The sequence below is a fragment of the Nonomuraea longicatena genome, assembly GCF_039525605.1.
In the GTDB taxonomy this organism is placed as follows: domain Bacteria; phylum Actinomycetota; class Actinomycetes; order Streptosporangiales; family Streptosporangiaceae; genus Nonomuraea; species Nonomuraea longicatena.
Genome location: NZ_BAAAHQ010000055.1, coordinates 1 through 21,605, shown reverse-complemented (window position 1 = coordinate 21,605; position 21,605 = coordinate 1). Strand labels below are relative to the sequence as shown.

The following is a 21,605-nucleotide window of genomic DNA, read 5'->3' as shown; positions in this document are numbered from 1 at the left end:
GGGCAACGCTTATGATCACGGGATGGATGACGATGTGCCCATGCTCGACTTTGGAACCGCCGCCGGACTCGATGCCGTATTCGGCTTCGTTGTTCTGCTGATGCTCCTGCCCACCGTGATCTGGCTCGCCTCAGTGCTGCTGCGCCGCCGTAGATAGCGCGTCCAAGGTTATTCCACGTAAGTGCCGTCCGACCGGATGATCAGCTCGCTCGTCAATGTGACCGTGGTTGCGCGGCGCCGCCTCCCGCTCACCGCCACAACCATCCGCAGGCGTTCGCCGGCGTCACGTAAGACGTAGTTGAGTACCTCGTACTCGTTACCGTCCCGACCAACGACGTTCTCCCAGTCCTTGTCCTCGTTCTCTTCCATGACGGCGAGTTCCGCGTAGAGGGCCAGGCGACGCCAGCGGGTCAGATATTCGTCTGCGATCTCAGCCGCGATCTGCTCGTCCATCCCCGCATTATCCAGACGATGTCGGTGTGGCGGTCGTCGGGCTGCGCGGCGCGATGAGGACCACGGAGCCGGTGTTCGGTTCGCCGTGGGGACGACCACGCCGGGACGCTCTGTCCGGCGGCGTCGCCGCCACCGATGTGCTGTCGGGCAGCATCGTCGAGTGTCCCGGCGGACCGAGCCGCCATTTGAAGAGGATCCCGGGGGCCGCCGCCTTTCCGGGAATCCGAGGTTGTCGCGCCCGCGACGCGGGCCACGGGGTCAGCCTCGGGAGACGAAGAGGTTCATTCGGGTGTAGTCGAAAGTGACGGCGAACGGCTTGAAGAACTCGTGGGTGAAGTTGGCGAGCAGGTCGAAGCCGAACTGCGCGGACTGGCCCGGCCCCGGGAATCCGGGGAAGACCTTCTCGGCCACCATTCCGCGCATGTTGCGGCCGACGGCCTTGCCGAGGCTGATGCGGTCGGCCGTGACCGGGTAGGTCTTGGTGCCGAAGCGCTCCGTCGGGTTGTCGTAGTCCACGTCGAGACCGGTCTGCTCGGCGATCGCCACCGTGGTGTCGAGGGCGCTGGCGATGCCGCCGGTGTCGACCGTGACCATGCGCGGCCCGTGGTCGCCCAGGCTGCCGATCGTGCACGGGTAATGGTCGCCAGCCAACCACAACGGAAGCCGGTTGGCGGCCTGGAATCCGTGCGTCTTGCGCCGCAGGATGAGGGCCCGCCCGGCGTAGTCCATCGTGGTCAGGAAATGGTAGAAGACCGTCGTGCCGAAAGCTCCGGCCGGGTCGGAGCCGTCCGGAAGGGGCGGCCTTTTGGCGTCGTTCCAATGCACCGGAAGGTTGCGGATCTCGATGCCTCCGAGTTTGAACGATTCCAGAATGCCGAGGTAGAGATTCGCCGGCTTACCGCTGATCACGGCCGTCACGGTGGCCACCGGCTTGAGTCCCGCCTCTTCCGCGACCTCGGTGGACAGGTCGAGCGTCGCGTACGTGTCGAGGAGGAACTTCTTCGGGCTTCCGCCGTTCACCGACGCCTCGACGGAGGGAACGGGGTCGAGGGTGTGGAAGGGCAGCCGCGCGCTGGAGGCGCCGCTGATCTGCCAGGGCCGGCCCTTGAGCGCGCCGAAGAGGGTGGCGAAGGCCGTGTCGCGCTCGCGGCCCGTCTGCTTGAGCAGCGGGACGGCGCTGGCGTGGCGGTCCTGCCGTACGAAGCATTCGGCGAGCCGCTGCTTCGAGGCGAGGTCTCCGGAGTCGAGCTTGACGGCCCGGGAGAGGAAGGTCTCCGCCGTGCGGAAGCGGTTGGAGAGCAGCGCGAGGTAGCCCAGTTGCGCGGCGGCGCGGGCGTGCTGCGGATCTTCGCGGAGCTGCCGCCGGTAGCCGCGCTCCGCCTCGTCGAACCTGCCGTTCTTGAAGAGCTGGTCCGGGTCGGCAGGGGTGGCCGAGGCGGGCGATCCGATCAGGGGAAGCGCCGCACCGGCGACTGCGGCGAGGCCGGTTCCGCGCAGGAACGTCCGCCTGTCGAAAGTGGTCATGCCCAGTTCCTTACGTCAAGTGGTGGTACGTAGGGACCAGGCAACCCTCAGAGGTGTTCAAGAGGCATAAGTCGCAACTAGAGCCTTTTCTCGCACTATTGTCTGATTTGTCCGTGCAGTTGTTGACGGCAAAAGCTGTGGAGTCGTGCACGTACAAGTAGAGTGTTCGACAGCCCGTCGGGCTCAGGTAAGCGCGGTCCATTCCGATCCACGGCGTGCGGTTCCCCGGTAGTCCTTCGCGGGTCCTGCTGCGAAAACGTCGTAGCGTGCCGCTAGCTTTGTGCCGTGTCGAGTGGGCTCGTCAAGTCGTAGGCACCTGACGATAAAGGAGCAGCGCAATGGGTAAGATCGTCTCGACGTTCTTCATCTCGCTGGACGGCGTGATCGAAAGGCCCGACCAGTGGCACTTGTCGTACTTCAACGACGAGCTGGGCGCCGCGATCGGCGGGAAACTGGAGACGGCGTCGGGGCTCCTGATGGGCCGCAAGCAGTACGAGGAGCAGTCCGCGTACTGGCCGACGGCGGAGGACGACCCCGAGCTCGCCGAATACTTCAACAGCGCGCCCAAGTACGTGCTGTCCACCACCTTGGAGAAGGCGGACTGGAACAACACCACCGTCGTCTCGGGCGACGTCGCCGCCAAGCTCCGTGAGCTCAAGGAGCAGTCCGAGGGCGACATCCTCATGTCGGGCAGCGGTACGACCGCGCGCTGGCTGCTGGCAAACGGACTGCTCGACGAACTGGTCCTGTTCGTCCACCCGATCGCCGTCGGCCAGGGCCAGCGGCTGTTCGAGGACACCCCCACCTACCCGCTGACCCTGGTGACGTCCGAGACGTTCCAGACCGGCGTGCTCAGCCTGACGTACGTCCCGGCCGAGAGCTGAGGCCGGGGTGCGCCGCCATGACGTCCGGATGGCGGCGCACCTCTGCCCACACCACCCGGTGCACCTACGCCCCCGCTACCCCGGCACGCCTACGCGCCGCCATCCGGCGCGCTTGCGCGCGGCGAGCGGTCAGCGGCGCGGGATCGCGGTCATCGACTGACCGTGCGGCAGTGTCCAGGCGAAGGGCTCACCGTCCAGGGCGAGCACCATGTGCATCGTGCCGCTGGGCGGATCGGGCAGGTCGCCGTAGGAGATGACGCCCGGGTCCTCGTTGGCGATCCAGTGGCCGGGTAACGCGGTGACGAGTTCGATGAACGCCTTTCTGCGCGGCTCCGGCACCAGGTAGAGAACGGCCGTGTGGAAGACCACCAGGGTGGCGTCCTTCGGCGCGCGGGCGGCGAGGGCCGGCAGGTCGTCCACCAGGTCGCCGCGCACCAGCAGCGGCGGCTCCGCCTTGGCGACCTCGGCGGCCGCGCGCAGCCGTTCGCGGCGGTGCTGGTGCTCGGGCCAGATGAGGGCGTCCAGCCAGGCGAGGTCCGCCGGGTCGGTGATGTCGAGCGGGTTCAGGTCGAGGCCGGCGCGCCAGACGACCTCGGGCGCGCGTGCGGGCGGCTCCAGGCCGGTGACCGTACAGTCGAGGACCGGTGATCCGGAGCCGACGGTACGGTCACCGTAACGGTAGCCGTAGCGGTCGGGATACAGGCACAGCCCGGCGGAGGCACCCACCTCCAGCAGCGCCAGCGGCTGCGGCAGCGCGCTGAGCAGCGGCAGGAGTGTGGCGCAGCGGCCCGGCTCGTTCGTCTGGGTGGCCCGGGTGCGCATCTCAGGCTCGATCGCGGGCCACGACGCCAGCACGTAGTCCCGGAAGGCGGCCGGGTCGTCGGTGGGCCCGCCGAGGAAGCGGACGACGCCGAAGAGCAGGTTCGGCTGCCGTTTGGGCGGCGGCAGGGTGTCGAGCAGGGCGAGCAGGTCGCGGTCGCGGGAGACGGCGAGAGCCAGGCGCTCGTACTCGGGTGACAGATAGCGGGCGTAGCGCGTGGCGAAATCGGCGTACCTGGTCGCGGTCGACATAGGGCCAATGATCGCCTATGGTCTCCGGCTCATACGCAGGGGCCCGCACCCTGCCCCGCGAAGGACGGACGAAACCCTGATGAGCAGCGACCCGGCGGACAGCCGTATCGACGCCACTGTGCCGCATCCCGCCCGGGTCTGGGATTACTGGCTGGGCGGCAAGGACTTTTACACCCCGGATCGCCAGGTGGGCGACCTCATTCTGGCGGTGACGCCGGATCTCGCGGTCATCGCGCGGGCCGAGCGGGAGTTTCTCGGCCGGGTCGTCCGGCTGGCGGCCGAATCGGGGATCCGCCAGTTCCTCGATGTCGGCACCGGCATTCCCTCCACCGAAAACACGCACGAGGTCGCGCAGCGCGCGGCGCCCGAGGCGCGGATCGTCTATGTCGACAACGACCCCGTCGTGCTCGCCCATGCCCGCGCGCTGCTCCGAGGTACGCCGGAGGGCGCGACCGCCTATCTCGACGCCGATCTGCGTGCACCGCAGGCCATTCTGGAAGGCGCCGCCCGGACGCTCGATCTCGGGCGGCCGGTGTGCCTGATGCTGCTCGGCATTCTGGAATTCGTGCCGAACCTCGCGCAGGCGTACTCGGCCGTGCGGACCTTGCGTGAAGCCCTTGCGCCGGGCAGTCTGCTGGCCGTCGCGAGCAGTGTGCGCAGCCCGTCCATGGAGGCGGCGGCGGCAGTGTGGAACCGGCGTGGTGGAACGCCGGTCACCCTGCGTACCAGCGAGGAGATCGCGGGTTTCCTCTCGGAAATGGAACCGCTTTCGCCGGGGGTGGTGTCGCTGCCGCAGTGGCGTCCGGAGGCGGCTACGCGATACACCGACCGCGACCTCTACCAGTACGGCGGCGCCGCGTGGAAAGCGTGATCGTGAAAGCGTGATCACTGCGGCATCGGAGTCGCGGCGGCGGTCTGCAGTCCGTCGAGCATCAGGTGGAGGTGCCTGACGGGGTCGTCGGCCGCCCCAGAGCAGGTGAACAGTTTCAGCAGCGCGATGAGGTCGTCCACAGTGACGTCGGCGCGCATGTCGCCTTCGGCCTGCGCCCGCCGTACGAGGGTGGCCAGGTCCTCCTCCCACTGAGTCCGCCGGCGGGCGAACTCCGGGTGGGACGTGACGATGTCCACAGGCACGTCCACGAGCGCGCCCGCCAGCGCGCTGCGGCCGGGGGCGGCGACCCAGGCGACGTACCAGCGCAGGGCCTGCCACGCGTCCGGCTCCCGCGACGACACCGTGAGGGCGTCGTGCAGGTGGTGGATGTAGTACTCCCCGATCGCCGCCAGGAGCGCCGGGCGGTCGGGGAAGCGCCGGTAGAGAGTGCCGACGCCCACTCCGGCGCGGGCGGCGACGACCGACATGGGGACGGCGGCGCCGTGCTCGGCGATGGCCTCCGCCGCCGCTTCGACGATCTTGCTCAGGTTCCGCTTCGCGTCCGCGCGCACCCGCAACTCCGAACTGGACGATCTTCTTCCGCTTAGTGTACGGTCACCGAACCGGAATCCGTTCGTCCGCTTAGGAGTCGATCATGATCGTCGTCACCGGCGCCACCGGTACGATCGGCCGGGCACTCGTCGGGCAACTGCCGCCGGACGAAGTGATCGCCGTGGTACGGGCACCGGCCGGATTCGCCTGCCGAGAGGAACTCGGCGATTTCGACCGCCCCGAGACCATCGGCGACCTCCTTTCCCCGGGCGACCGCCTTTTTCTCAACAGCTCGATCTGGCCGGGTTTCGTGGCCGCCCACCAGGCGGTCATCGATCTGGCCGGGAAAGCGGGCGTGGCACAGGTGGTCACCGTTTCCGTGCGGGGCGCCCGTCCGGGCGGGCTGCTCGGAATCGGCGCGCACGGCGAGATCGACCGGCATCTGCGCGCGTCGGGAATCCCGCACGCGATTCTCCAGCCGACGGGATATCTGCAGAACCTGCCGGCCGAGGTACGCGACGGGCGTTTCCACGGCTCGTACGGCCCGGCCCGGGTGAACTATCTCGACGCCCGCGACATCGCCGACGTGGCGGCCGTACTTCTCACCGGGGAACCCGTTCCCGGAGCGGACTACGCGCTCACCGGATCGGAAAGCCTGACGCACGAGGAGATCGCCGCCGTTCTCAGCGAGGTCACCGGGCGGGACATCCGCTATGTGGACCTGCCGGAGGCGGAACTGCGCGCGCGCCTCGAAAGCGAGGGCGTGCCGGAATCGGTCGCCCGTGATCTGCCCCGGCTGATGGCGTCGCTGAACTGGTCGCAGACCACCTCCGTCATCCGGGACACCACCGGCCGCGACCCGAGAACGCTGGCGGAGTTCGCCGCCGAGTTCCACGACCGCTTCTGAACGTCATTCCCAGGACAGCCATTTGCGTTCGACCTCCGCGGCCAGATCGACGCCGTGATGCCTGGCCATCAGCAGGACATGGCACAGCACGTCGGCCAGTTCTGCCCGGAAGCGTTCGTCGAGCTCGGCGGCGTCGAACCCCTTGGTGCGCGCCCGGCCGGTGTTCATGAGGAACGCCTGGGTGAGTTCGCCGACCTCCTCCTGGAGTTTCAGCAGGAACCAGGTGTCGTCGCGGTCGACCCCGATCGCCCGCGCGTACTGCTGCGAGATCCCCTCGATTCGCTCCGTGAGCCGCCGCAGATCCATTCACGGAGTCTACGGGCGCGCATGGCGCCGGTCGGGGTGTTGTGCGGCGGACACTCGGCGCCGCTCACGGGGTCCGGAACGGACCCCGTGAGGTGGTGGGGTGGTGCGGGGCGGCATCTTCTCAGGCGGCGTCCAGAGCGGCGGTGATCTTGCGGATCATGTCGGCGGTGGTGGGGCTGAGCCCGCCCCGCTGAGTCCGGGCGGCGGACTCGACGGCGATCATGACGGTGCTGCGGAAGTTGTCCGCCTCCTCCGGATCCTGCGCCTTGAGCAGGGCCATCGACGCCGTCAGCGCGGGCAGCGTCCGGTCGGCGAGCTCGGCGACGGACTTGACGTTCATGTCGATGTCCTTGATCTTCGCGGCGAGCACGTGCCCGATCACACCGGTCGCGGCGGCCAGGGCGAGAGAGCCCTCGGTGGCGGCCCGGTGGGGCTTGCCCGCCATGTCGGCGGCGGCCATCAGCGAGACGGCACCGTACGCGGCGGTCCGCAGGGTGTTCTTGTCCTGGTCAGTGAGGGTGATGGACATCTGGTGCTCCTTCGGCGTCGTGGCGAGATTCAGGTGTGCTGACGGCCGGGCCCCGTCGGATGTGACCGCGATCGCCGAACCGTTCATGTGCACCACTGTCTCCGGGCGCCCTGATACGGGGCCGTCATCGTCCTGACGCGACCGCTGACACGTCTTGGACGTCATGGCCGGGAGGGGGCCGGGAGGATGCGGCGCGAGAAGAACTCGGCCAGAAGGACCCGACAGGGAGGACCCGGGCAGGAGATCACCGGGCCAGGCGGCGGGTGCTGGGGACGAGCAGGGCGGCGGCGGGGGCGAGGAGGCAGACGGCGGCGCAGAAGCCGAGCACCCAGGGCCAGCCGAACGCCTCCATGGCGGGGGCGATGAGCGCGAGGCCGAGCGGGGCGAGGCCGTACGAGACCATGAAGTCCAGCGACGAGACGCGCGCCAGCAGCGTGGGCTCGACCTCGCGCTGGGTCGCCGTGAACCAGGGCACGTTGAAGAACTCGACGCCCACCCCCGCCACCACGTACGCGCCCACGACGACGGCCGGATGCACCGGCAGCAGCAGCGCGAGCGGCGCGACCGCGTAGGCGGCGAGGCCGCCGAAGGCCACCCAGCCCTCCGAGCGCGGCCGCCACCGGGCGATGATCAGCGCGCCGACGAGCGCGCCGACGACGTAGGCGGTGGTGGCGGCGGCCAGGACGGCCTCGGTGCCGTACCGGTCGCGGCTGATGAGCGGCAGCCCGACGCTGGTGGCGGAGTACCCGGTGGCGCAGACGGCGGCCAGGGCAGCGAGCCCGGCGAGGAACCACGGATGGCGGCGGGCCTCGCGCACGCCCTCGGCGAACTCGGCGAAGAAGGCGGTGTTCGTACGGCCCGGCGCGAACGTCCCCGCCGGAGGCACGAGCGCCGCGACGGCCCACAGCGCGGCGGTGCCCAGGACCAGCGCCCACGCGTCGAGGAAGAGGGCGAGCAATGCGGTCAGTCCCGGCCCGACCAGGGTGGTGACGCGGACGGCGAGGGTCATGGCGGCGTTGGCGCCCTGCCGTTTGGACGGTTCGACGACCTCGGCCGTGAGCGCCTGGAAGGCGGGTCTGCAGGCGCCCTGCCCGGCCCCGAGGACGAGCGCGGCGGCGCACATGAGCGGCACGGACCGGCCGAGCCCGTAGGCGATGAACGGCGTGGCGGCGGTCGCCATCAGCCCCGACCACAGCACGACCTGCCTGCGTGAATACCGGTCGGCGAGGACTCCGGCGATGGGCACGGCGATGAGGAAGCCGACCGTGCGGGCGGCGAGCACGAGGCCGAGCGCGGACGGGGTGAGCGTGCGTTCGAGCACGGCCAGCCCCAGGACGAACGGCAGCGCCCAGGTGGCCAGTCCGGATGCGGTGGTTCCCGTCCACAGCCGGAGGAACTTCGTCACGGGGGAACTCCTTCTGTCCTGTATGGTGCGGTGAAAACCATAACGAAAACGGTTATCGTTGCAAATCTGTGGAGACCCGCATGCCCACCCTCCCCCGGTTCGGCGCCCTGCTGGCCCTGGCCGCCACCGTCGCGGCCTGCGGCGTGAGTGCCCAGCCCCGTGCAGCAGCCCCCACTGGCACCACCCTCACGAGCTGCGGCCGGCAGATCACCGTCACGCGACCGCCGTCGCGGGTGGTCACGCTCGACCAGTCCGCCACCGAACTGCTGCTGACCCTCGGCGTCCATGACCGGATCGCCGGGACCTCCAACCACAAGACGCCCGTACCCGACCGGTTCCGCGCGGCCTACGAGCGGATCCCCGTGCTCAACCCGAAGATCATCACCTCGGAGCAGTTGCGCGCGGCCGGGCCCGACCTCGCCGTCTCGCCGTTCGCGTCGCTGTTCACCAAGGACCGGGCCGGTACCCGCGAAGAACTGCACGCGCTCGGGCTGCCCACCTACGTCAGTGCCGTCGACTGCCCCGACGGCACGGCCGACCCCTTCGAGCTGCTCTTCCAGGACTACACCGCGATGGGACGGATCTTCGGCGTCGAGGAGCGGGCGCGGGCCCTGGTCGAGGAGCAGCGCGCGGTGATCGGTTCCGTCCGCAAGGCCGAGGGCCGCCCGAAGGTGGTGTGGTTGTACTCGATGTTCAACGGCATCCCGTACGTCGCCGGACACGGCGGCATTCCGAGCGCCATGAGCCGCGTCCTCGGCGCGGAGAACGCCTTCGACGACGTGGACGAGCTGTGGCCCGAGGTGACCTGGGAGGAGATCGCCCGGCGCGACCCCGACGTGATCGTGGTCGGCGACCTGTCCGAGCGCGGCCGGCCCGGCGACTCGGCCGAGGAGAAGATCGCCAAGCTGCGCGACACCCCGGTGGCCGCCAAGCTGCCCGCCGTACGGGACAACCGGTTCGTCACCGTGCCCGGCATCGAGATGGACCCCTCGGTCCGCAGCGTCAACACCCTTCAGCTCGTGGCGAAGGGGCTGCGCGACCATGCTCGGTAAGACCGTCGTCGCCGCAGGTTTGTTCATCGTGTCCATCGCGGTGTCCGTACGGCTCGGCAGCAGCCCCGTATCCTACGCGGACCTGGCGTCGTCCTTCGCGGCCCGGCTGGGTCTTTCCGCCGAGGCGCCGCCCAGGCTGCTCGACTCGCTCGTGTGGGACCTGCGGCTGCCGCGTGTCCTGCTCGCCGCCCTGGTCGGCGCGCTGCTCGCGGTCTGCGGCGCCGCGCTCCAGGCAGTGACGCGCAACGCGCTGGCCGACCCGTACCTGCTCGGCATCTCCTCCGGCGCCTCCACCGGCGCGGTCGTCGTGATCGTGCTGGGCGTCGGCGCCGGGTCGCTCGGCGTCGCGGGCGGGGCCTTCGCCGGGGCGCTGCTGTCGTTCGCGCTGCTCATGGTGCTGCTGCGGCGTACCGGGCTGGACTCGGCGCGGATCGTCCTCACCGGCGTCGTCGTCGGGCAACTGTTCGCGGCGCTCACCTCGCTCGTGCTCATGGCCTCCGGCGACGCCGAGACCACCAGGGCCGTCACGCACTGGCTGCTCGGCTCGATGTCGTCCGCGCGGTGGGACGCGGTCGCCGTCTGCGCGTTCGCCGGGGCGGCCGGACTGCTGGTCGTGTGGCTGCACTCGGGCGCGCTCGACGGCTTCTCCTTCGGCGCGGACACCGCGGCCTCGCTCGGCGTCGACGTCCGGCGCACCCGCCTCGTGCTCCTCGTCGTGACCGCCCTGCTGACCTCGGTCGCCGTCGCCGCCGTCGGCGCGATCGGGTTCGTCGGACTGATCGTCCCGCACGGCGTGCGGTTCGTCGTCGGACCGCTGCACCGGGCGCTGCTGCCCTTCACCGCCCTGGTCGGCGGCATCTTCCTGATCTGGGCGGACGCTCTCGCCCGGGTCGCGTTCTCCCCGCGCGAGGTGCCGGTCGGGGTGTTCACCGCGCTGCTCGGCGTCCCGCTCTTCCTCATGATCATGCGCAGGAGAGGCGAACTGTGAACATCACCATCACCGATCTCACCTGGTCCGCCTCGGGCAAGGAGATCGTCAAGGGGGTGACGGCGCGGGTCCGCTCGGGCGAACTCGCCGGGCTCATCGGGCCCAACGGCTCGGGCAAGTCCTCCCTCCTGCGCTGCGTCGCCGGTCTGCGGGCCCCCTCCGGGGGCTCCATCCGGTACGGCGAAGCCGACATCTCCGGCTGGCCCGCCCGTCGCGTCGCCCGCGCGGCCGCCCTGGTCGAGCAGTCCGCGGAAACCGACAGCGACCTGCGGGTCCGCGACGTGGTCGGCCTGGGGCGGACACCGTACGCGGGCAGGTGGCGCGGCCTCGGCCGGGCCGACCACGAGATCGTCGCGGACGCCCTCGCCCGCGTCGGACTGGCCGCGCTCGCGGACCGGTCCTGGCGCACGCTGTCCGGCGGCGAACGGCAGCGCGCCCACCTCGCCCGCGCCCTCGCCCAGCGGACCGACTGCGTGCTGCTCGACGAACCGACCAACCACCTGGACCTCAGGCACCAGTACGCGCTCATGGATCTGCTCGCCGCAGCGGAGCAGACCGTCGTCATCGCCCTGCACGACCTGTCGCTGGCCGCCCGCTACTGCGACCGGCTGCTGCTCATGCACGGCGGCCGCCTGGTCGCCGACGGCGCTCCCCGCGACGTGCTCACCCCCGAGCGCCTGCGCACGGTCTTCGGCGTGGACGCCGAGGTCGGCGGGGACAGCCTGGGTAACCTCACTGTGGCCTGCACGGGTGTCGCGGCGGAATATCCTGGCTAACCATGGCTGACGTGATCGTGCCCGACGGGTCCTGGACGTTCGACGGCGAGTTGCTGCGCGTCGTCCCGGCGAGCGGAAACTCCGTGCACGAGCTGCGGCGCACCCTCGGCGAGCTGGTCATCCCGCTCCAGGCCGTCGCGAGCCTCACCTTCGAGCCCGGTCGCAAGGGCGGCCACCTGCGGCTGCGGCTGCGCAAGCGGGCCGACGCGCTCACCGACGTGGTGGCGGGCGGGCTCGACTCCCCCGCCGACCCCTACCGGCTGAGCGTGCCCAAGGACCGGTCGGGCGCGGCGCAGTACCTCGCCGACGAGGTGCGCGACGCGCTCACCGTGTGGCAGGTTCCCTCCGGCCCCGCCGAGCACTTCCTGCTGCCGCCGCCCGAGGCGCCGATCTCGGCCACCGCGGGCGACGGCACCGTCACCTTCGACGGCGAGCGCGTCCGCCTCGACTGGACCTGGCTCGCCTCCACCACCAAGGAGGAGGCGGGCACCCAGGAGTTCCCGCTGTCCGACATCACCCACGTCGAGTGGTCGCCGCTGGCCGGGGCCGGTTACGGGAGCCTGCGCTTCCGGGTCAGGAACGAGGGGGCCACCCAGCCGCCCAACAAGGACCTGCGGTGCGTGTCGTGGGGGCTGCAGAAGTTCGGCGGGACGACGGCGCTGGTGGCGGCCGCCGTACACGCGAGGCTTGCGGCGCTGCCGCCCGAGCGCCCGGAACCGCCCGCACCGCCCGCGCCCGCGCTGGCGGCGGCGGGCGACGCGCACGACGCGGTGCTGCGCAGGCTCGCCGAACTCGGCGAGCTGCACCGCTCCGGCGTGCTCACCGACGAGGAGTTCTCCGCGGCCAAGGCCGCGATGATCCGCCGCCTGTCCGAATGAGAACTGTCGGTGGCGGGTGGCATCCTCCGATGTCATGAAGGTTTCGCTGCGGGACGTCGAAGACGACGACCTTGAGATGTTCCACGCGTTCGAGCAGGATCCGGAGGCCGTGAGACGGTCCCGTTTCCCCGCGCGCGAACGCGAGCGGTTCATGACGCACTGGCGCGAGCGGATCCTCGGCGACCCGGGTACGTTCGTCCAGACCGTCACCGCCGACGGCGCTCCGGCCGGAAACATCGTGTCCTGGTGGGACGGCGAGCGGCGCTTCCTCGGCTACTGGCTCGGCAGGGAGTTCTGGGGGCGCGGCGTCGGCACCCAGGCGCTTGAGCTGTTCCTGCGGGCGGAGCCGATCCGGCCCCTGTACGCCGACCCGCACGAGGGCAACACGGCGTCGGTGCGGCTGCTGGAGCGGCTCGGATTCCGCCGCGAAGGGGTGAGCGAAGGGCACGTCACGCTGGTGCTCGACAAGCCACGGTGATCATCCGGCAATAACCTGTTTGCCCTCGGTGTCCCTACCCTGACAGACCTCCGCGCGATGCGTTAATGCTGCTCGGAGGTCACGAATGCAAAACATCCTCGCCAAGCGGGCCATCTTGCCGCTGCTTCTCGCAGCGCTGACCGGCCTTGGCATGACGGCGTTCATCGGGCTCGGCACAGCCGAGCGAGCAGGAGAATCATCCAGCAGCACTGGAGTGCGGCTGGAGGTCGAGTCGGTGCCCGCCATCGGGCAGGCCGCGTTCAGCGGCGTTCTCGGCACGGCTTTCACGGGAGCGGCGGGCGGATCGTCCACCGCCGACTATGTCAACGACCCGGACGGGGTCAAGAACTACGTCACCATCGCCGCGCCGTCGGGCAGCACGTCCGGCGACGTGGCCGTCGACGCCTGGGAAGCCGTCAGCGACCCGAACGTCCTGGGCATGCGGCTGCTGCCGAGTGGCCCTGTCCTGCTCAGCATCCCGACTCTGCACACTCAGGCGCGCTGCCAGCCTCCGCACGCGCCGATGACGCAGAACTTCGTCACCGCGCCGACGGTCGCGGGGCAGCCGATCGTGGCGGGGACCAACACCATCGCCGTCACCGGGACGCAGCTCGGGTACCCGACGACGGTGGCCCGGGGTGTGCTGCGGGTGACGATGCAGCAGATCCAGCAGACCGTGCCCAACGTGCACGCCGAGTCGCGGGTGGAGATCTCCTTCGCCGGGCGGCTGCTGAACGCCGCCGGGGATGTCGTGTACGAGGGGCCGCTGGCGCGGATCGTGCTGGGCGCCGTCCAGGCCACGTGCGAGGGACCGACCCCGACACCCACACCGACTCCTACGCCGACGCCCACACCTACGCCTACTCCAACCCCGACGCCCACGCCCACGCCTACTCCAACCCCGACGCCCACACCTACACCCACGCCTACTCCGACGCCCACACCTACACCCACGCCTACTCCGACGCCCACACCTACGCCCACGCCTACTCCGACCCCAACCCCGACACCCACACCCACACCTACGCCGACGCCTACTCCAACCCCGACGCCGACACCTACACCCACGCCTACTCCGACCCCGACCCCGACCCCGACGCCGAAGCCGGGGAAGGTCAAAGTCGTGAAAAAGGCGGACAAGAACCGGGTGCACATCGGGGACACCGTCCGGTACAGGCTGATCGGCACCAACGTCGGGCCCGGCACGGTGGACCCGGGCATGTTCACCGACAACCTGACCGACGTGCTCGCGCACGCCAGGTACAACAACGACGCCACCGCCACCACGGGCACGGTCACCTTCGACGAGCCCGTGCTGACCTGGACCGGCCGTCTGGAGCCGAACCAGTCGGTGCGGGTGACGTTCACCGTGACCGTGTTCAAGCCCGGCATCATGCGCAACCGGCCCGCGCACAGCAAGGAAGTGGTCCGCGTCGAGATCTTCCCGCGTGACCACAAGAAGCACGACAAGGGACACCACCACAAGGGCCGTATGTACCGGCCTCCGGTGCCCGTCTTCAGGTACGGCGGCATCAGCTTCTGATCCACCGTCCCGACCTGTGAAGGGGCGCGGTCCTTACGGGCCGCGCCCCTTCCGTGTCCCGGTTGACCGAGGCGCCGCACCTGGGCATGGTGGGCGGATGAGCATCGACGGCGTTTCGCTCACCAACCTCGACCAGCCCCTGTTCGACGGCGCGGAGGCGACGAAGGGCGACCTGGTCGACTACTTCGACGCGGTGCGCGAGCGCATCCTGCCCGTGCTGCGGGGCCGGCCGTTGTCGGTGATCAGGGTGCGTCCCGGCCAGGCGCCGTTCATGCAGAAGAACCTGCCGAAGTACGCTCCCGACTGGATCAGGACGGCCGCCGTCTGGGCCGAGGCGTCCCACCGCCAGGTTTCGTACGCGCTGTGTGACGACCGCCGCACCCTGCTCTGGTTCGCCAACCAGCGGGCGGTGGAGTACCACCCGGCGCTGTATCGCGACGGGCACATCACGGACCTGATCATCGACCTCGACCCGCCCGAGGGCGAGTCGTTCGACACGGTGGTGCGGGCGGCCGGGCTGGTCCGCCAGGCGCTCGACGACACCGGGCTCGCCGGGGCGGTGAAGACGAGCGGGTCGAAGGGCGTGCACGTGTTCGTCCCGGTGGCGGCGGGCATCCCGGTCGAGGACCTGGCGGCGGCGACCCGGGCGCTGGCGGCACGCGCCGAACGGGTGGACCCTTCGGTGGCGACCACGGCCTTCATCCGCGAGGACCGCGAGGGCAAGGTCTTCCTCGACTCCACGCGGGCGGGCGGGGCGACCGTGGCGGCGGCCTACAGTCCCCGGATCCGGCCCGGGGTGCCGGTCTCGTTCCCGGTGAGCTGGGCCGATCTCGACCGGGTCGTACCAGCTGATTTCACCATCCGTACGGTCCCCGCCCTGGTCGCCGACCGCGACCCGTGGGCGGAGTCGCTGCCCGAGCCGCAGCGGCTGCCCGACGACCTGGTCGCCGAGGGCCACACGATCCCGGTGGCCCGTGTGCAGGCCATGCACGAGGGCAAACGCCGCGCCCGCGCCCGCCGTACCGAGTGACCGCCCGCGCCGTGTCTCACCGTGACGGGTGTCGTCCACAATGCTCGACGCGGGGGTAGCATGCCCGCTGTGAACCTGCACGACCGAGGTCCCGGCTTCGCCGCGTTCTGGCAGGAGCGGCATCTGTGCACGCTCGCGACCACGCGCCCGGACGGCTCACCGCACGTGGTCCCGGTGGGCGCGACGCTCGACCTCGATGCGGCGGTGGTGCGGGTGATCACCTCGGGCGCCTCGCAGAAGGCCAGGCTGATCGCCGAGGCGGGTCCCGAGGGCGCGAAGGTGGCGGTGTGCCAGGTGGACGGGCGCCGGTGGTCGACGCTGGAGGGCACGGCGGTCGTCCGCAGCGAGCCCGAGCAGGTGGCCGCCGCCGAGGCGCGCTACACCGCGCGGTACAAGCCGCCGCGCGCCAACCCGATCCGGGTCGTGATCGAGATCCGGGTCACCCGAGTCCTGGGGAACATGTGATCGTCAGCGTCTGACCCATGAACCGAGGATCATCAGCGTCTTCGTGCCCGTGACCTGGCCGGTGCGGCGCAGGCCGTCGATGACGGTCTGCAGGTGGTCGAGGTCGCGGACCCTGACGTGGATCAGCGCGTCCGGGTCTCCCGCGATCGTGAAGACCGCCTGGATCTCGGGCACCGCGCTGGAGGTGCGGATCATCTCACTGGCCGGGGTCGCGCCGGAGTAGCGCACCTCGATGAACGCCTCGATGCCCCATCCGAGCTTGGCGTAGTCGACCTGGACGGAGAATCCGGTGATCACGCCGCCCTCGCGCAGGCGGTCCACCCGGCGTTTGACGGCCGCGACGGACAGGCCGATGGTTCCCGCCATCTCGGAGAAGGTCCGGCGCCCATCCTCGCGCAGCAGTCGCAGCAGCCGGTGGTCGATGTCGTCGATCTCGATCACAGCACTCCCTCACGCAAACTCCAGGCCCCCCAGGCGCCCGCGACGCAAACTGTTTGCGTCTTTCAGCCATTATGTCGGCTGATACTTGTGTAAGCCGCGTCACATTGCTGTGCTTCTCCCATGGTGGCGCTGGACGACAAATACACCGCTCAGAACGGGCGCGTGCTCCTGACCGGGATTCAGGCCCTGGTCCGGCTGACGCTGGAACAGCGCAGGCTCGACCGCGAACGCGGCCTCGACACGAGGATCTTCGTCTCCGGATACCAGGGCTCCCCGCTCGGCGGGGTGGACCTGGAGATGGCCAGGGCGGCGAAACACCTCGAACCCGCCGGAGTCGTGTTCCGTCCCGGCCTCAACGAGGAACTCGCCGCGACCGCCGTCGCGGGCACCCAGCTCCTCGGCCTCGCACCCGGCGCCCGCCACGACGGCGTGACCGGGTTCTGGTACGGCAAGAACCCCGGCCTCGACCGCGCCGCCGACGCCATCAGGCACGCCAACGTCGCGGGCACGGCGGCCAGGGGCGGCGCCGTCGCGTGGATCGGCGACGACCCCGGCTGCAAGTCCTCGACGGTGCCCAGTTCGTGCGAGCCGATGTGCCAGAGCCTCACCATGCCGCTGCTCGCGCCCGGCTCCGTTGCCGAACTGGTCGAGTTCGGGCTGCACGCGGTCGCCATGTCCCGCGCCAGCGGCCTCTGGGTCGGTGTCAAGATCGTGGCGGACGTGGCCGACTCCTCCGCCACCGTGGACCTCGCCGACCTGCGCCCCGATCTGCCCCCCGCCGACCGCGCCGACACCCCGCCGCCCACGCTCGTCGGCCCGGCCGCGCTCGACGCCGAGTACGACCTGCTCACCCGCCGCCTCGACGCCGCCCGCGCCTACGCGCGGGCCGCCGGGCTGAACCGCGTCCTGCACGAGCCGCCCGCGCCGCGCCTCGGCATCATGGCCTCGGGTACGGCCCTGGCCACCGCCCGCCGCGCCCTCGACGACGCCGGCGTGGACCTCGACGAGCGCGGCATCCGGCTGATCCGCGTCGCCATGCCGTACCCGCTGGATCGCTCCGAACTGCTCGAACTCACCGCCGGTCTCGATGAGGTGCTCGTCGTCGAGGACAAGGTGCCGTTCCTGGAGAACCACCTCAAAGCCGCCCTGTACGGCAGCGACTCCACCCCGCGCGTGCGCGGCCTGCTGCCGCTGCGCGGCACCGTCGGGGCCGCCGACGTCGCCAAGGCGCTCGGGCTCGGCGCGCTCGTGCCACGGCAGCGCCGGTCGCTGCCGCTGGTCGCCGCGCGCACGCCGTACTTCTGCTCCGGCTGCCCCCACAACCTGTCCACCCGCACCGACGACAGCACGCTCGTGGGTGTCGGCATCGGCTGCCACGCCATGATCGCGCTGGACGGCGACGGGCGCGGCACCCGGCTCGGGCTCACCCAGATGGGCGGCGAGGGCGCGCAGTGGATCGGGCTGTCGCCGTTCACCGCCGACCGGCACTTTGTGCAGAACCTCGGTGACGGCACCTTCCACCACTCCGGCTCCCTCGCCATCAGGGCGGCGGTGGCGAGCGGGGTGTCCATGACGTACAAGCTGCTGTACAACGACGCGGTCGCGATGACCGGCGGCCAGCGCGCCGAAGGACGGCTCGACGTGCCCGCCCTCACCCGGCTGCTCGCCGTCGAGGGCGTGCGCCGCGTGGTGATCACCACTCCCGAGCCCGGCTCCTACAAGGGGGTCCGGCTCGACCCGATCGCCTCGGTACGGCACCGCGACGACTTCGCCGCCGTCGAACGCGAACTCGCCCGCACGGACGGCGTCACCGTCCTCATCCACGACGACCGCTGCGCCGCCGAGGAACGCCGCCTTCGCAAGCGCGGCAAACTGCCCACCCCCAAGGAACTCGTCGTCATCAACGAGCGGGTGTGCGAAGGATGCGGCGACTGCGGGGAGAAGTCCACCTGCCTGTCGGTTCAGCCCGTCGAGACCGAGTTCGGGCGCAAGACCCGCATCCACCAGCCGTCGTGCAACTCCGACCTCACCTGCCTGAAGGGCGACTGCCCCTCGTTCACGTTGGTCGAACCCGGACCGCGCGCCGCCCGCCCCCTCCCCGCGCCGCCTGGCGACCTGCCGGAACCCGTGCGCAAGGTCGGCCCCGCCGTCACCGTCCGCATGCCCGGCATCGGCGGCACCGGCGTCGTCACCGTCTCCCAGATCCTCCAGATGGCCGCCCACCTCGACGGCCTTCACGCCGCAGGACTGGAGCAGACCGGACTCGCCCAGAAGGGCGGGCCCGTCATCAGCGACGTGCGCATCTCCCCCGAGCCGATCACCGGCGCCGTCAAGGCCACCCGCGCCGACGTGCTCCTCGCCTTCGACGTGCTCGGCGCCGCCGCCGACACCAACCTGGCCACCTGCGCGCCCGGCCACACCGTCGCCGTCGTCAACACCGCCGTCGTGCCGACCGCCGCCATGGTCACCGGCCGCGACGGCCTCACCGGCGCCTCCCCCGCGCTCGACCGCATCGGCGCCGTCACCCGCGACCTCGTCCAGATCGACGCCCTCGGACTGGCCGAGCGGCTGTTCGCCGACCACATGCCCGCCAACATGCTGCTGCTCGGCGCCGCCTACCAGCACGGCTGCCTGCCCGTCGGCGCCGACGCCATCGAGCGGGCCATCCGGGTCAACGGGGCCGCCGTCGAGAAGAACCTCGCCGCCTTCGCGCACGGGCGGGCCGAGGTGCTCCGCAGCCTGGAGCCCGCCAAGCCCGCCACCTTCGAGGAGACGCTGGCGCTGCGCGTCGCCGACCTGACCGCCTACCAGAACGCCGACTACGCGCGCACCTACGCCGAGGACGTGCGCCGCGTCGCCGTCCTCACCGAGGACGAGGACGTCGCGCTCGCCTACGCCAAGGGGCTGCACAAGCTCATGGCCTACAAGGACGAGTACGAGGTCGCCCGCCTCCACCTCGACCAGGACCACGCCCCCGGGGACAAGGTCAGCGTGCTCCTCCACCCGCCCGTGCTGCGGGCGCTCGGGATGCGGCGCAAGATCAGGCTCCGCCGTACGGCCGGGCCGGTCTTCCGCGCCCTGCGCTCGGCCCGCGTCCTGCGCGGCACCGTCCTCGACCCGTTCGGGTACGCGCACGTCCGACGCGTCGAACGCGAACTCGTCCACGAGTACCGCGCGCTCGTCCGCGACGCCATCGCCGCCGGGAGCCCGCCCGCCGCCGTCGCCGAGATCGCCGCGCTTCCTGAGATGATCCGCGGGTACGAGGACATCAAGCTCGCCCGGGTCGCGGAATTCCGCGAAGCCGCCCGCAAGGCCCTGGCCTGAACCGGAGACCACACATGGCCGTCACCCGCCTGCTGCCCGACCAGGACGCGCACGACCTCATCGACCTCACCCGCGCGGTCGCGGACAAGGAACTCGCCACCCGCGTCGAGGAGCACGAACGCTCCGAAACCTACCCGGTCGGGTTGTTCGCCACGTTGGGGGAGGTCGGGCTGCTCGGGCTGCCGTACCCGGCGGAACTCGGTGGCGGCGGCCAGCCGTACGAGGTGTATCTGCAGGTCGTCGAGGAGCTGGCGGCCCGCTGGGCCGCCGTCGCGGTGGCCGTCAGCGTGCACACGCTCGCCTGCTTCCCCGTCAAGGAGTACGGCACCCCGGAGCAGGTCGAGCGGTGGCTGCCCGACATGCTGGCCGGGCGCCTCGTCGGCGGCTACAGCCTGTCCGAGCCGCAGGCCGGATCCGACGCCGCCGCCCTGACCTGCAAGGCCGAGCGCACCCCCGACGGCTACCGCGTCACCGGCACCAAGGCGTGGATCACGCACGGCGGCATCGCCGACTTCTACGCCCTGTTCGCCCGCACCGGCGAAGGCAGCCGGGGCATCTCCTGCTTCCTCGCTCCCGGCGCCGCCGACGGCCTCACCTTCGGCCGCCCCGAGGACAAAATGGGCCTGCACGCCATCCCCACCACCACCGCCCACTGGGACGGCGCCCTCCTCGAACCCGACCGGCTCATCGGCGCCGAAGGCCAGGGGCTCCAGATCGCCTTCGCCGCCCTCGACTCCGGCCGCCTCGGCATCGCCGCCTGCGCCACCGGCCTCGCCCAGGCCGCCTTGGACGCGGCGGTCGCATACGCGAAGGAGCGGACGACGTTCGGCCGGCGCATCATCGACCACCAGGGCCTCGGCTTCGTCCTGGCCGACATGGCAGCGGCCGTCGACTCCTCCCGCGCGACGTACCTGGACGCGGCGCGACGAAGGGACGCGGGGGTGCCGTACTCACGCCAGGCCTCGGTGGCCAAACTGGTCGCCACGGACGCGGCGATGAAGGTCACGACGGACGCGGTCCAGGTATTCGGGGGGTACGGCTACACCCGCGATTTCCCGGTGGAAAGGTACATGCGCGAAGCCAAAATCATGCAGATCTTCGAAGGCACCAACCAGATCCAGCGGATGGTCATCAGCCGTCACCTGGCCAAGTAGCCCCTGACATGCGAAAACCCCGCTTCCCGGTGCTTGGGAGGCGGGGTGCTTTGTGTTGGAGCTGGGCTCTAGATGATCACTGTTCCGTCCCTGTTCCGTGAGCGACCTCGCGCGGGCGGAACAGACGATCGTCGATCGCCTTGCGGGCGCGGTCATGGGAGCCGGGCATCATGTGGGCGTAAACGCGGAGGGTGAATCCGGGGTCGGCGTGGCCCAGGTACTCGGCGAGTTCCCTGACCGAGACGCCGCCCGCCAGCATGACGCTCGCGTAGTAGTAGCGGAGCTGGTGCAGGCCCTCCTTGCGGGAGGTGGTGTAGCGCCTGCGCTGACGTGAGTGGCCGGAAGTCGCCACACGCGGAACCGACGAAGGAATCGGGGCCGAGGTTATGGCAGCCAGAGTCAAGAACGCCCTCACCCTGTACCGCCCCCTACTCGACGCCCAAGACACCGAAATCCGACTCCACCACACCGTCCTCTACAACTCCATCTACCGCGCAGATGACCAACTCCTCGTCAACACCCACGCCTACGGAACCCCAGCAGCAAACGCCCCCGTGATGCACCTCACCCACACCGACGACCAAGGGCTGGCTAGCACTTACCTCACCAGCTTCAACCGCATCTGGACCACCGCACGACCTCACAGCAAGTAGCTCAAACCCCAACAGGCACAGCTACGGTCCGGCCAGAAAGCAACTTCTCTCCACGTCATCAAGGGCAGCCCGCCTGCGGCGGTCTGCCGCGTCGAACGGTCGCTGCCCGCGCTGCGGCTCTTCGGCCGGTCGCGGGCACCGCCGCTCGACCGTTGCCGGGCCATATTAGTCTGCCGTCTCAAACTCCCATGCGCGATCTTCGAGTTGCCAGAGATAGTACATATCGGAGAGCTCTATCTCTCCTCGCTCTTCCAAATACTTCTGATAGTGACGTGATCTCAGCGAATTGCCGGTAGGTAGTTGTGCTCGAAATGGGTGAGG

Annotated in this window: 24 protein-coding genes; 15 read left to right on the top strand and 9 right to left on the bottom strand. The window is 70.5% G+C overall.

Annotated features, from left to right (window positions below; translation table 11 throughout):
• The first annotated feature begins 22 nt into the window (after positions 1 to 22).
• Positions 23 to 157 carry a hypothetical protein gene (locus ABD120_RS37080; protein ID WP_343955051.1) on the top strand — a complete coding sequence of 45 codons (135 nt, stop codon included), beginning with the start codon at positions 23 to 25 and terminating at the stop codon, positions 155 to 157.
• Between the two features lie 11 nt (positions 158 to 168).
• Here ABD120_RS37080 and ABD120_RS37075 read toward each other — a convergent pair whose 3' ends face one another.
• Together ABD120_RS37075 and ABD120_RS37070 are read right to left on the bottom strand one after the other, a co-directional pair.
• Positions 169 to 453 (bottom strand): hypothetical protein, encoded by a 285-nt coding sequence (locus tag ABD120_RS37075; RefSeq protein WP_343955050.1) that lies wholly within the window; start codon positions 451 to 453, stop codon positions 169 to 171.
• A gap of 258 nt (positions 454 to 711) precedes the next feature.
• Entirely contained in the window at positions 712 to 1,977 is a 1,266-nt protein-coding gene (locus tag ABD120_RS37070) for an aspartyl protease family protein (RefSeq protein ID WP_343955049.1), read from the bottom strand.
• A 338-nt stretch (positions 1,978 to 2,315) separates the two neighbouring features.
• Here ABD120_RS37070 and ABD120_RS37065 point away from each other — a divergent pair, with 338 nt between their 5' ends.
• The gene (locus ABD120_RS37065) at positions 2,316 to 2,861 is read left to right on the top strand and encodes a dihydrofolate reductase family protein (protein WP_343955048.1); all 546 of its coding nucleotides are present in this window, start codon (positions 2,316 to 2,318) and stop codon (positions 2,859 to 2,861) included.
• A gap of 129 nt (positions 2,862 to 2,990) precedes the next feature.
• On the opposite strand, the gene ABD120_RS37060 is transcribed toward ABD120_RS37065, so the two are convergent.
• Positions 2,991 to 3,932, bottom strand: a complete 942-nt coding sequence (locus ABD120_RS37060; protein WP_343955047.1) for a DUF2332 domain-containing protein — start codon at positions 3,930 to 3,932, stop codon at positions 2,991 to 2,993.
• A gap of 79 nt (positions 3,933 to 4,011) precedes the next feature.
• On the opposite strand from ABD120_RS37060, the gene ABD120_RS37055 reads away from it, so the two are divergent.
• Complete coding sequence (locus tag ABD120_RS37055; protein WP_343955046.1) at positions 4,012 to 4,803, top strand: SAM-dependent methyltransferase; 792 nt, start codon at positions 4,012 to 4,014, stop codon at positions 4,801 to 4,803.
• Positions 4,804 to 4,817: 14 nt separating this feature from the next.
• Here the strand turns inward: ABD120_RS37055 and ABD120_RS37050 are convergent, their stop codons facing one another.
• Positions 4,818 to 5,375, bottom strand: coding sequence for a TetR/AcrR family transcriptional regulator (locus ABD120_RS37050; RefSeq protein WP_343955045.1), 558 nt, complete (start codon positions 5,373 to 5,375; stop codon positions 4,818 to 4,820).
• A gap of 83 nt (positions 5,376 to 5,458) precedes the next feature.
• Here ABD120_RS37050 and ABD120_RS37045 point away from each other — a divergent pair, with 83 nt between their 5' ends.
• The gene (locus ABD120_RS37045; RefSeq protein WP_343955044.1) at positions 5,459 to 6,262 is read left to right on the top strand and encodes an NAD(P)H-binding protein; all 804 of its coding nucleotides are present in this window, start codon (positions 5,459 to 5,461) and stop codon (positions 6,260 to 6,262) included.
• A 3-nt stretch (positions 6,263 to 6,265) separates the two neighbouring features.
• On the opposite strand, the gene ABD120_RS37040 is transcribed toward ABD120_RS37045, so the two are convergent.
• From ABD120_RS37040 to ABD120_RS37030, 3 genes are all read right to left on the bottom strand, one after another.
• Positions 6,266 to 6,568 (bottom strand): nucleoside triphosphate pyrophosphohydrolase family protein, encoded by a 303-nt coding sequence (locus ABD120_RS37040; RefSeq protein WP_343955043.1) that lies wholly within the window; start codon positions 6,566 to 6,568, stop codon positions 6,266 to 6,268.
• 121 nt (positions 6,569 to 6,689) lie between these two features.
• A complete protein-coding gene (locus ABD120_RS37035; RefSeq protein ID WP_343955042.1) occupies positions 6,690 to 7,097 on the bottom strand; it encodes a hypothetical protein in 408 nt (135 codons plus the stop codon).
• 244 nt (positions 7,098 to 7,341) lie between these two features.
• The gene (locus tag ABD120_RS37030; protein WP_343955041.1) at positions 7,342 to 8,502 is read right to left on the bottom strand and encodes an MFS transporter; all 1,161 of its coding nucleotides are present in this window, start codon (positions 8,500 to 8,502) and stop codon (positions 7,342 to 7,344) included.
• Positions 8,503 to 8,582: 80 nt separating this feature from the next.
• Here ABD120_RS37030 and ABD120_RS37025 point away from each other — a divergent pair, with 80 nt between their 5' ends.
• From ABD120_RS37025 to ABD120_RS36990, 8 genes are all read left to right on the top strand, one after another.
• Entirely contained in the window at positions 8,583 to 9,554 is a 972-nt protein-coding gene (locus ABD120_RS37025) for an ABC transporter substrate-binding protein (RefSeq protein ID WP_343955040.1), read from the top strand.
• Positions 9,544 to 10,542, top strand: coding sequence for a FecCD family ABC transporter permease (locus tag ABD120_RS37020; protein ID WP_343955039.1), 999 nt, complete (start codon positions 9,544 to 9,546; stop codon positions 10,540 to 10,542). The genes ABD120_RS37025 and ABD120_RS37020 overlap by 11 nt, the downstream gene beginning before the upstream one ends.
• Entirely contained in the window at positions 10,539 to 11,318 is a 780-nt protein-coding gene (locus tag ABD120_RS37015; protein WP_343955038.1) for an ABC transporter ATP-binding protein, read from the top strand. The genes ABD120_RS37020 and ABD120_RS37015 overlap by 4 nt, the downstream gene beginning before the upstream one ends.
• A 2-nt stretch (positions 11,319 to 11,320) precedes the next feature.
• The gene (locus ABD120_RS37010; RefSeq protein WP_343955037.1) at positions 11,321 to 12,196 is read left to right on the top strand and encodes a DUF4429 domain-containing protein; all 876 of its coding nucleotides are present in this window, start codon (positions 11,321 to 11,323) and stop codon (positions 12,194 to 12,196) included.
• A gap of 34 nt (positions 12,197 to 12,230) precedes the next feature.
• The gene (locus ABD120_RS37005; protein WP_343955036.1) at positions 12,231 to 12,674 is read left to right on the top strand and encodes a GNAT family N-acetyltransferase; all 444 of its coding nucleotides are present in this window, start codon (positions 12,231 to 12,233) and stop codon (positions 12,672 to 12,674) included.
• 85 nt (positions 12,675 to 12,759) lie between these two features.
• Positions 12,760 to 14,217: a DUF7927 domain-containing protein gene (locus ABD120_RS37000; RefSeq protein WP_343955035.1), complete on the top strand. Its 1,458-nt coding sequence runs from the start codon at positions 12,760 to 12,762 to the stop codon at positions 14,215 to 14,217.
• A 97-nt stretch (positions 14,218 to 14,314) separates the two neighbouring features.
• Positions 14,315 to 15,247: a DNA polymerase domain-containing protein gene (locus ABD120_RS36995; protein ID WP_343955034.1), complete on the top strand. Its 933-nt coding sequence runs from the start codon at positions 14,315 to 14,317 to the stop codon at positions 15,245 to 15,247.
• Between the two features lie 60 nt (positions 15,248 to 15,307).
• Entirely contained in the window at positions 15,308 to 15,712 is a 405-nt protein-coding gene (locus ABD120_RS36990; protein WP_425564099.1) for a pyridoxamine 5'-phosphate oxidase family protein, read from the top strand.
• Positions 15,713 to 15,715: 3 nt separating this feature from the next.
• Here ABD120_RS36990 and ABD120_RS36985 read toward each other — a convergent pair whose 3' ends face one another.
• A complete protein-coding gene (locus ABD120_RS36985) occupies positions 15,716 to 16,153 on the bottom strand; it encodes an Lrp/AsnC family transcriptional regulator (RefSeq protein ID WP_343955032.1) in 438 nt (145 codons plus the stop codon).
• Between the two features lie 120 nt (positions 16,154 to 16,273).
• Here ABD120_RS36985 and ABD120_RS36980 point away from each other — a divergent pair, with 120 nt between their 5' ends.
• Positions 16,274 to 19,477: an indolepyruvate ferredoxin oxidoreductase family protein gene (locus tag ABD120_RS36980; protein WP_343955031.1), complete on the top strand. Its 3,204-nt coding sequence runs from the start codon at positions 16,274 to 16,276 to the stop codon at positions 19,475 to 19,477.
• A 14-nt stretch (positions 19,478 to 19,491) separates the two neighbouring features.
• The gene (locus ABD120_RS36975; protein WP_343955030.1) at positions 19,492 to 20,631 is read left to right on the top strand and encodes an acyl-CoA dehydrogenase family protein; all 1,140 of its coding nucleotides are present in this window, start codon (positions 19,492 to 19,494) and stop codon (positions 20,629 to 20,631) included.
• 76 nt (positions 20,632 to 20,707) lie between these two features.
• On the opposite strand, the gene ABD120_RS36970 is transcribed toward ABD120_RS36975, so the two are convergent.
• On the bottom strand, positions 20,708 to 20,983 hold the full coding sequence (locus tag ABD120_RS36970; RefSeq protein WP_343955029.1) for a site-specific integrase: 276 nt from the start codon (positions 20,981 to 20,983) through the stop codon (positions 20,708 to 20,710).
• Between the two features lie 34 nt (positions 20,984 to 21,017).
• On the opposite strand from ABD120_RS36970, the gene ABD120_RS36965 reads away from it, so the two are divergent.
• Positions 21,018 to 21,284 carry a hypothetical protein gene (locus ABD120_RS36965; RefSeq protein ID WP_343955028.1) on the top strand — a complete coding sequence of 89 codons (267 nt, stop codon included), beginning with the start codon at positions 21,018 to 21,020 and terminating at the stop codon, positions 21,282 to 21,284.
• The last annotated feature ends 321 nt before the right edge of the window (positions 21,285 to 21,605 follow it).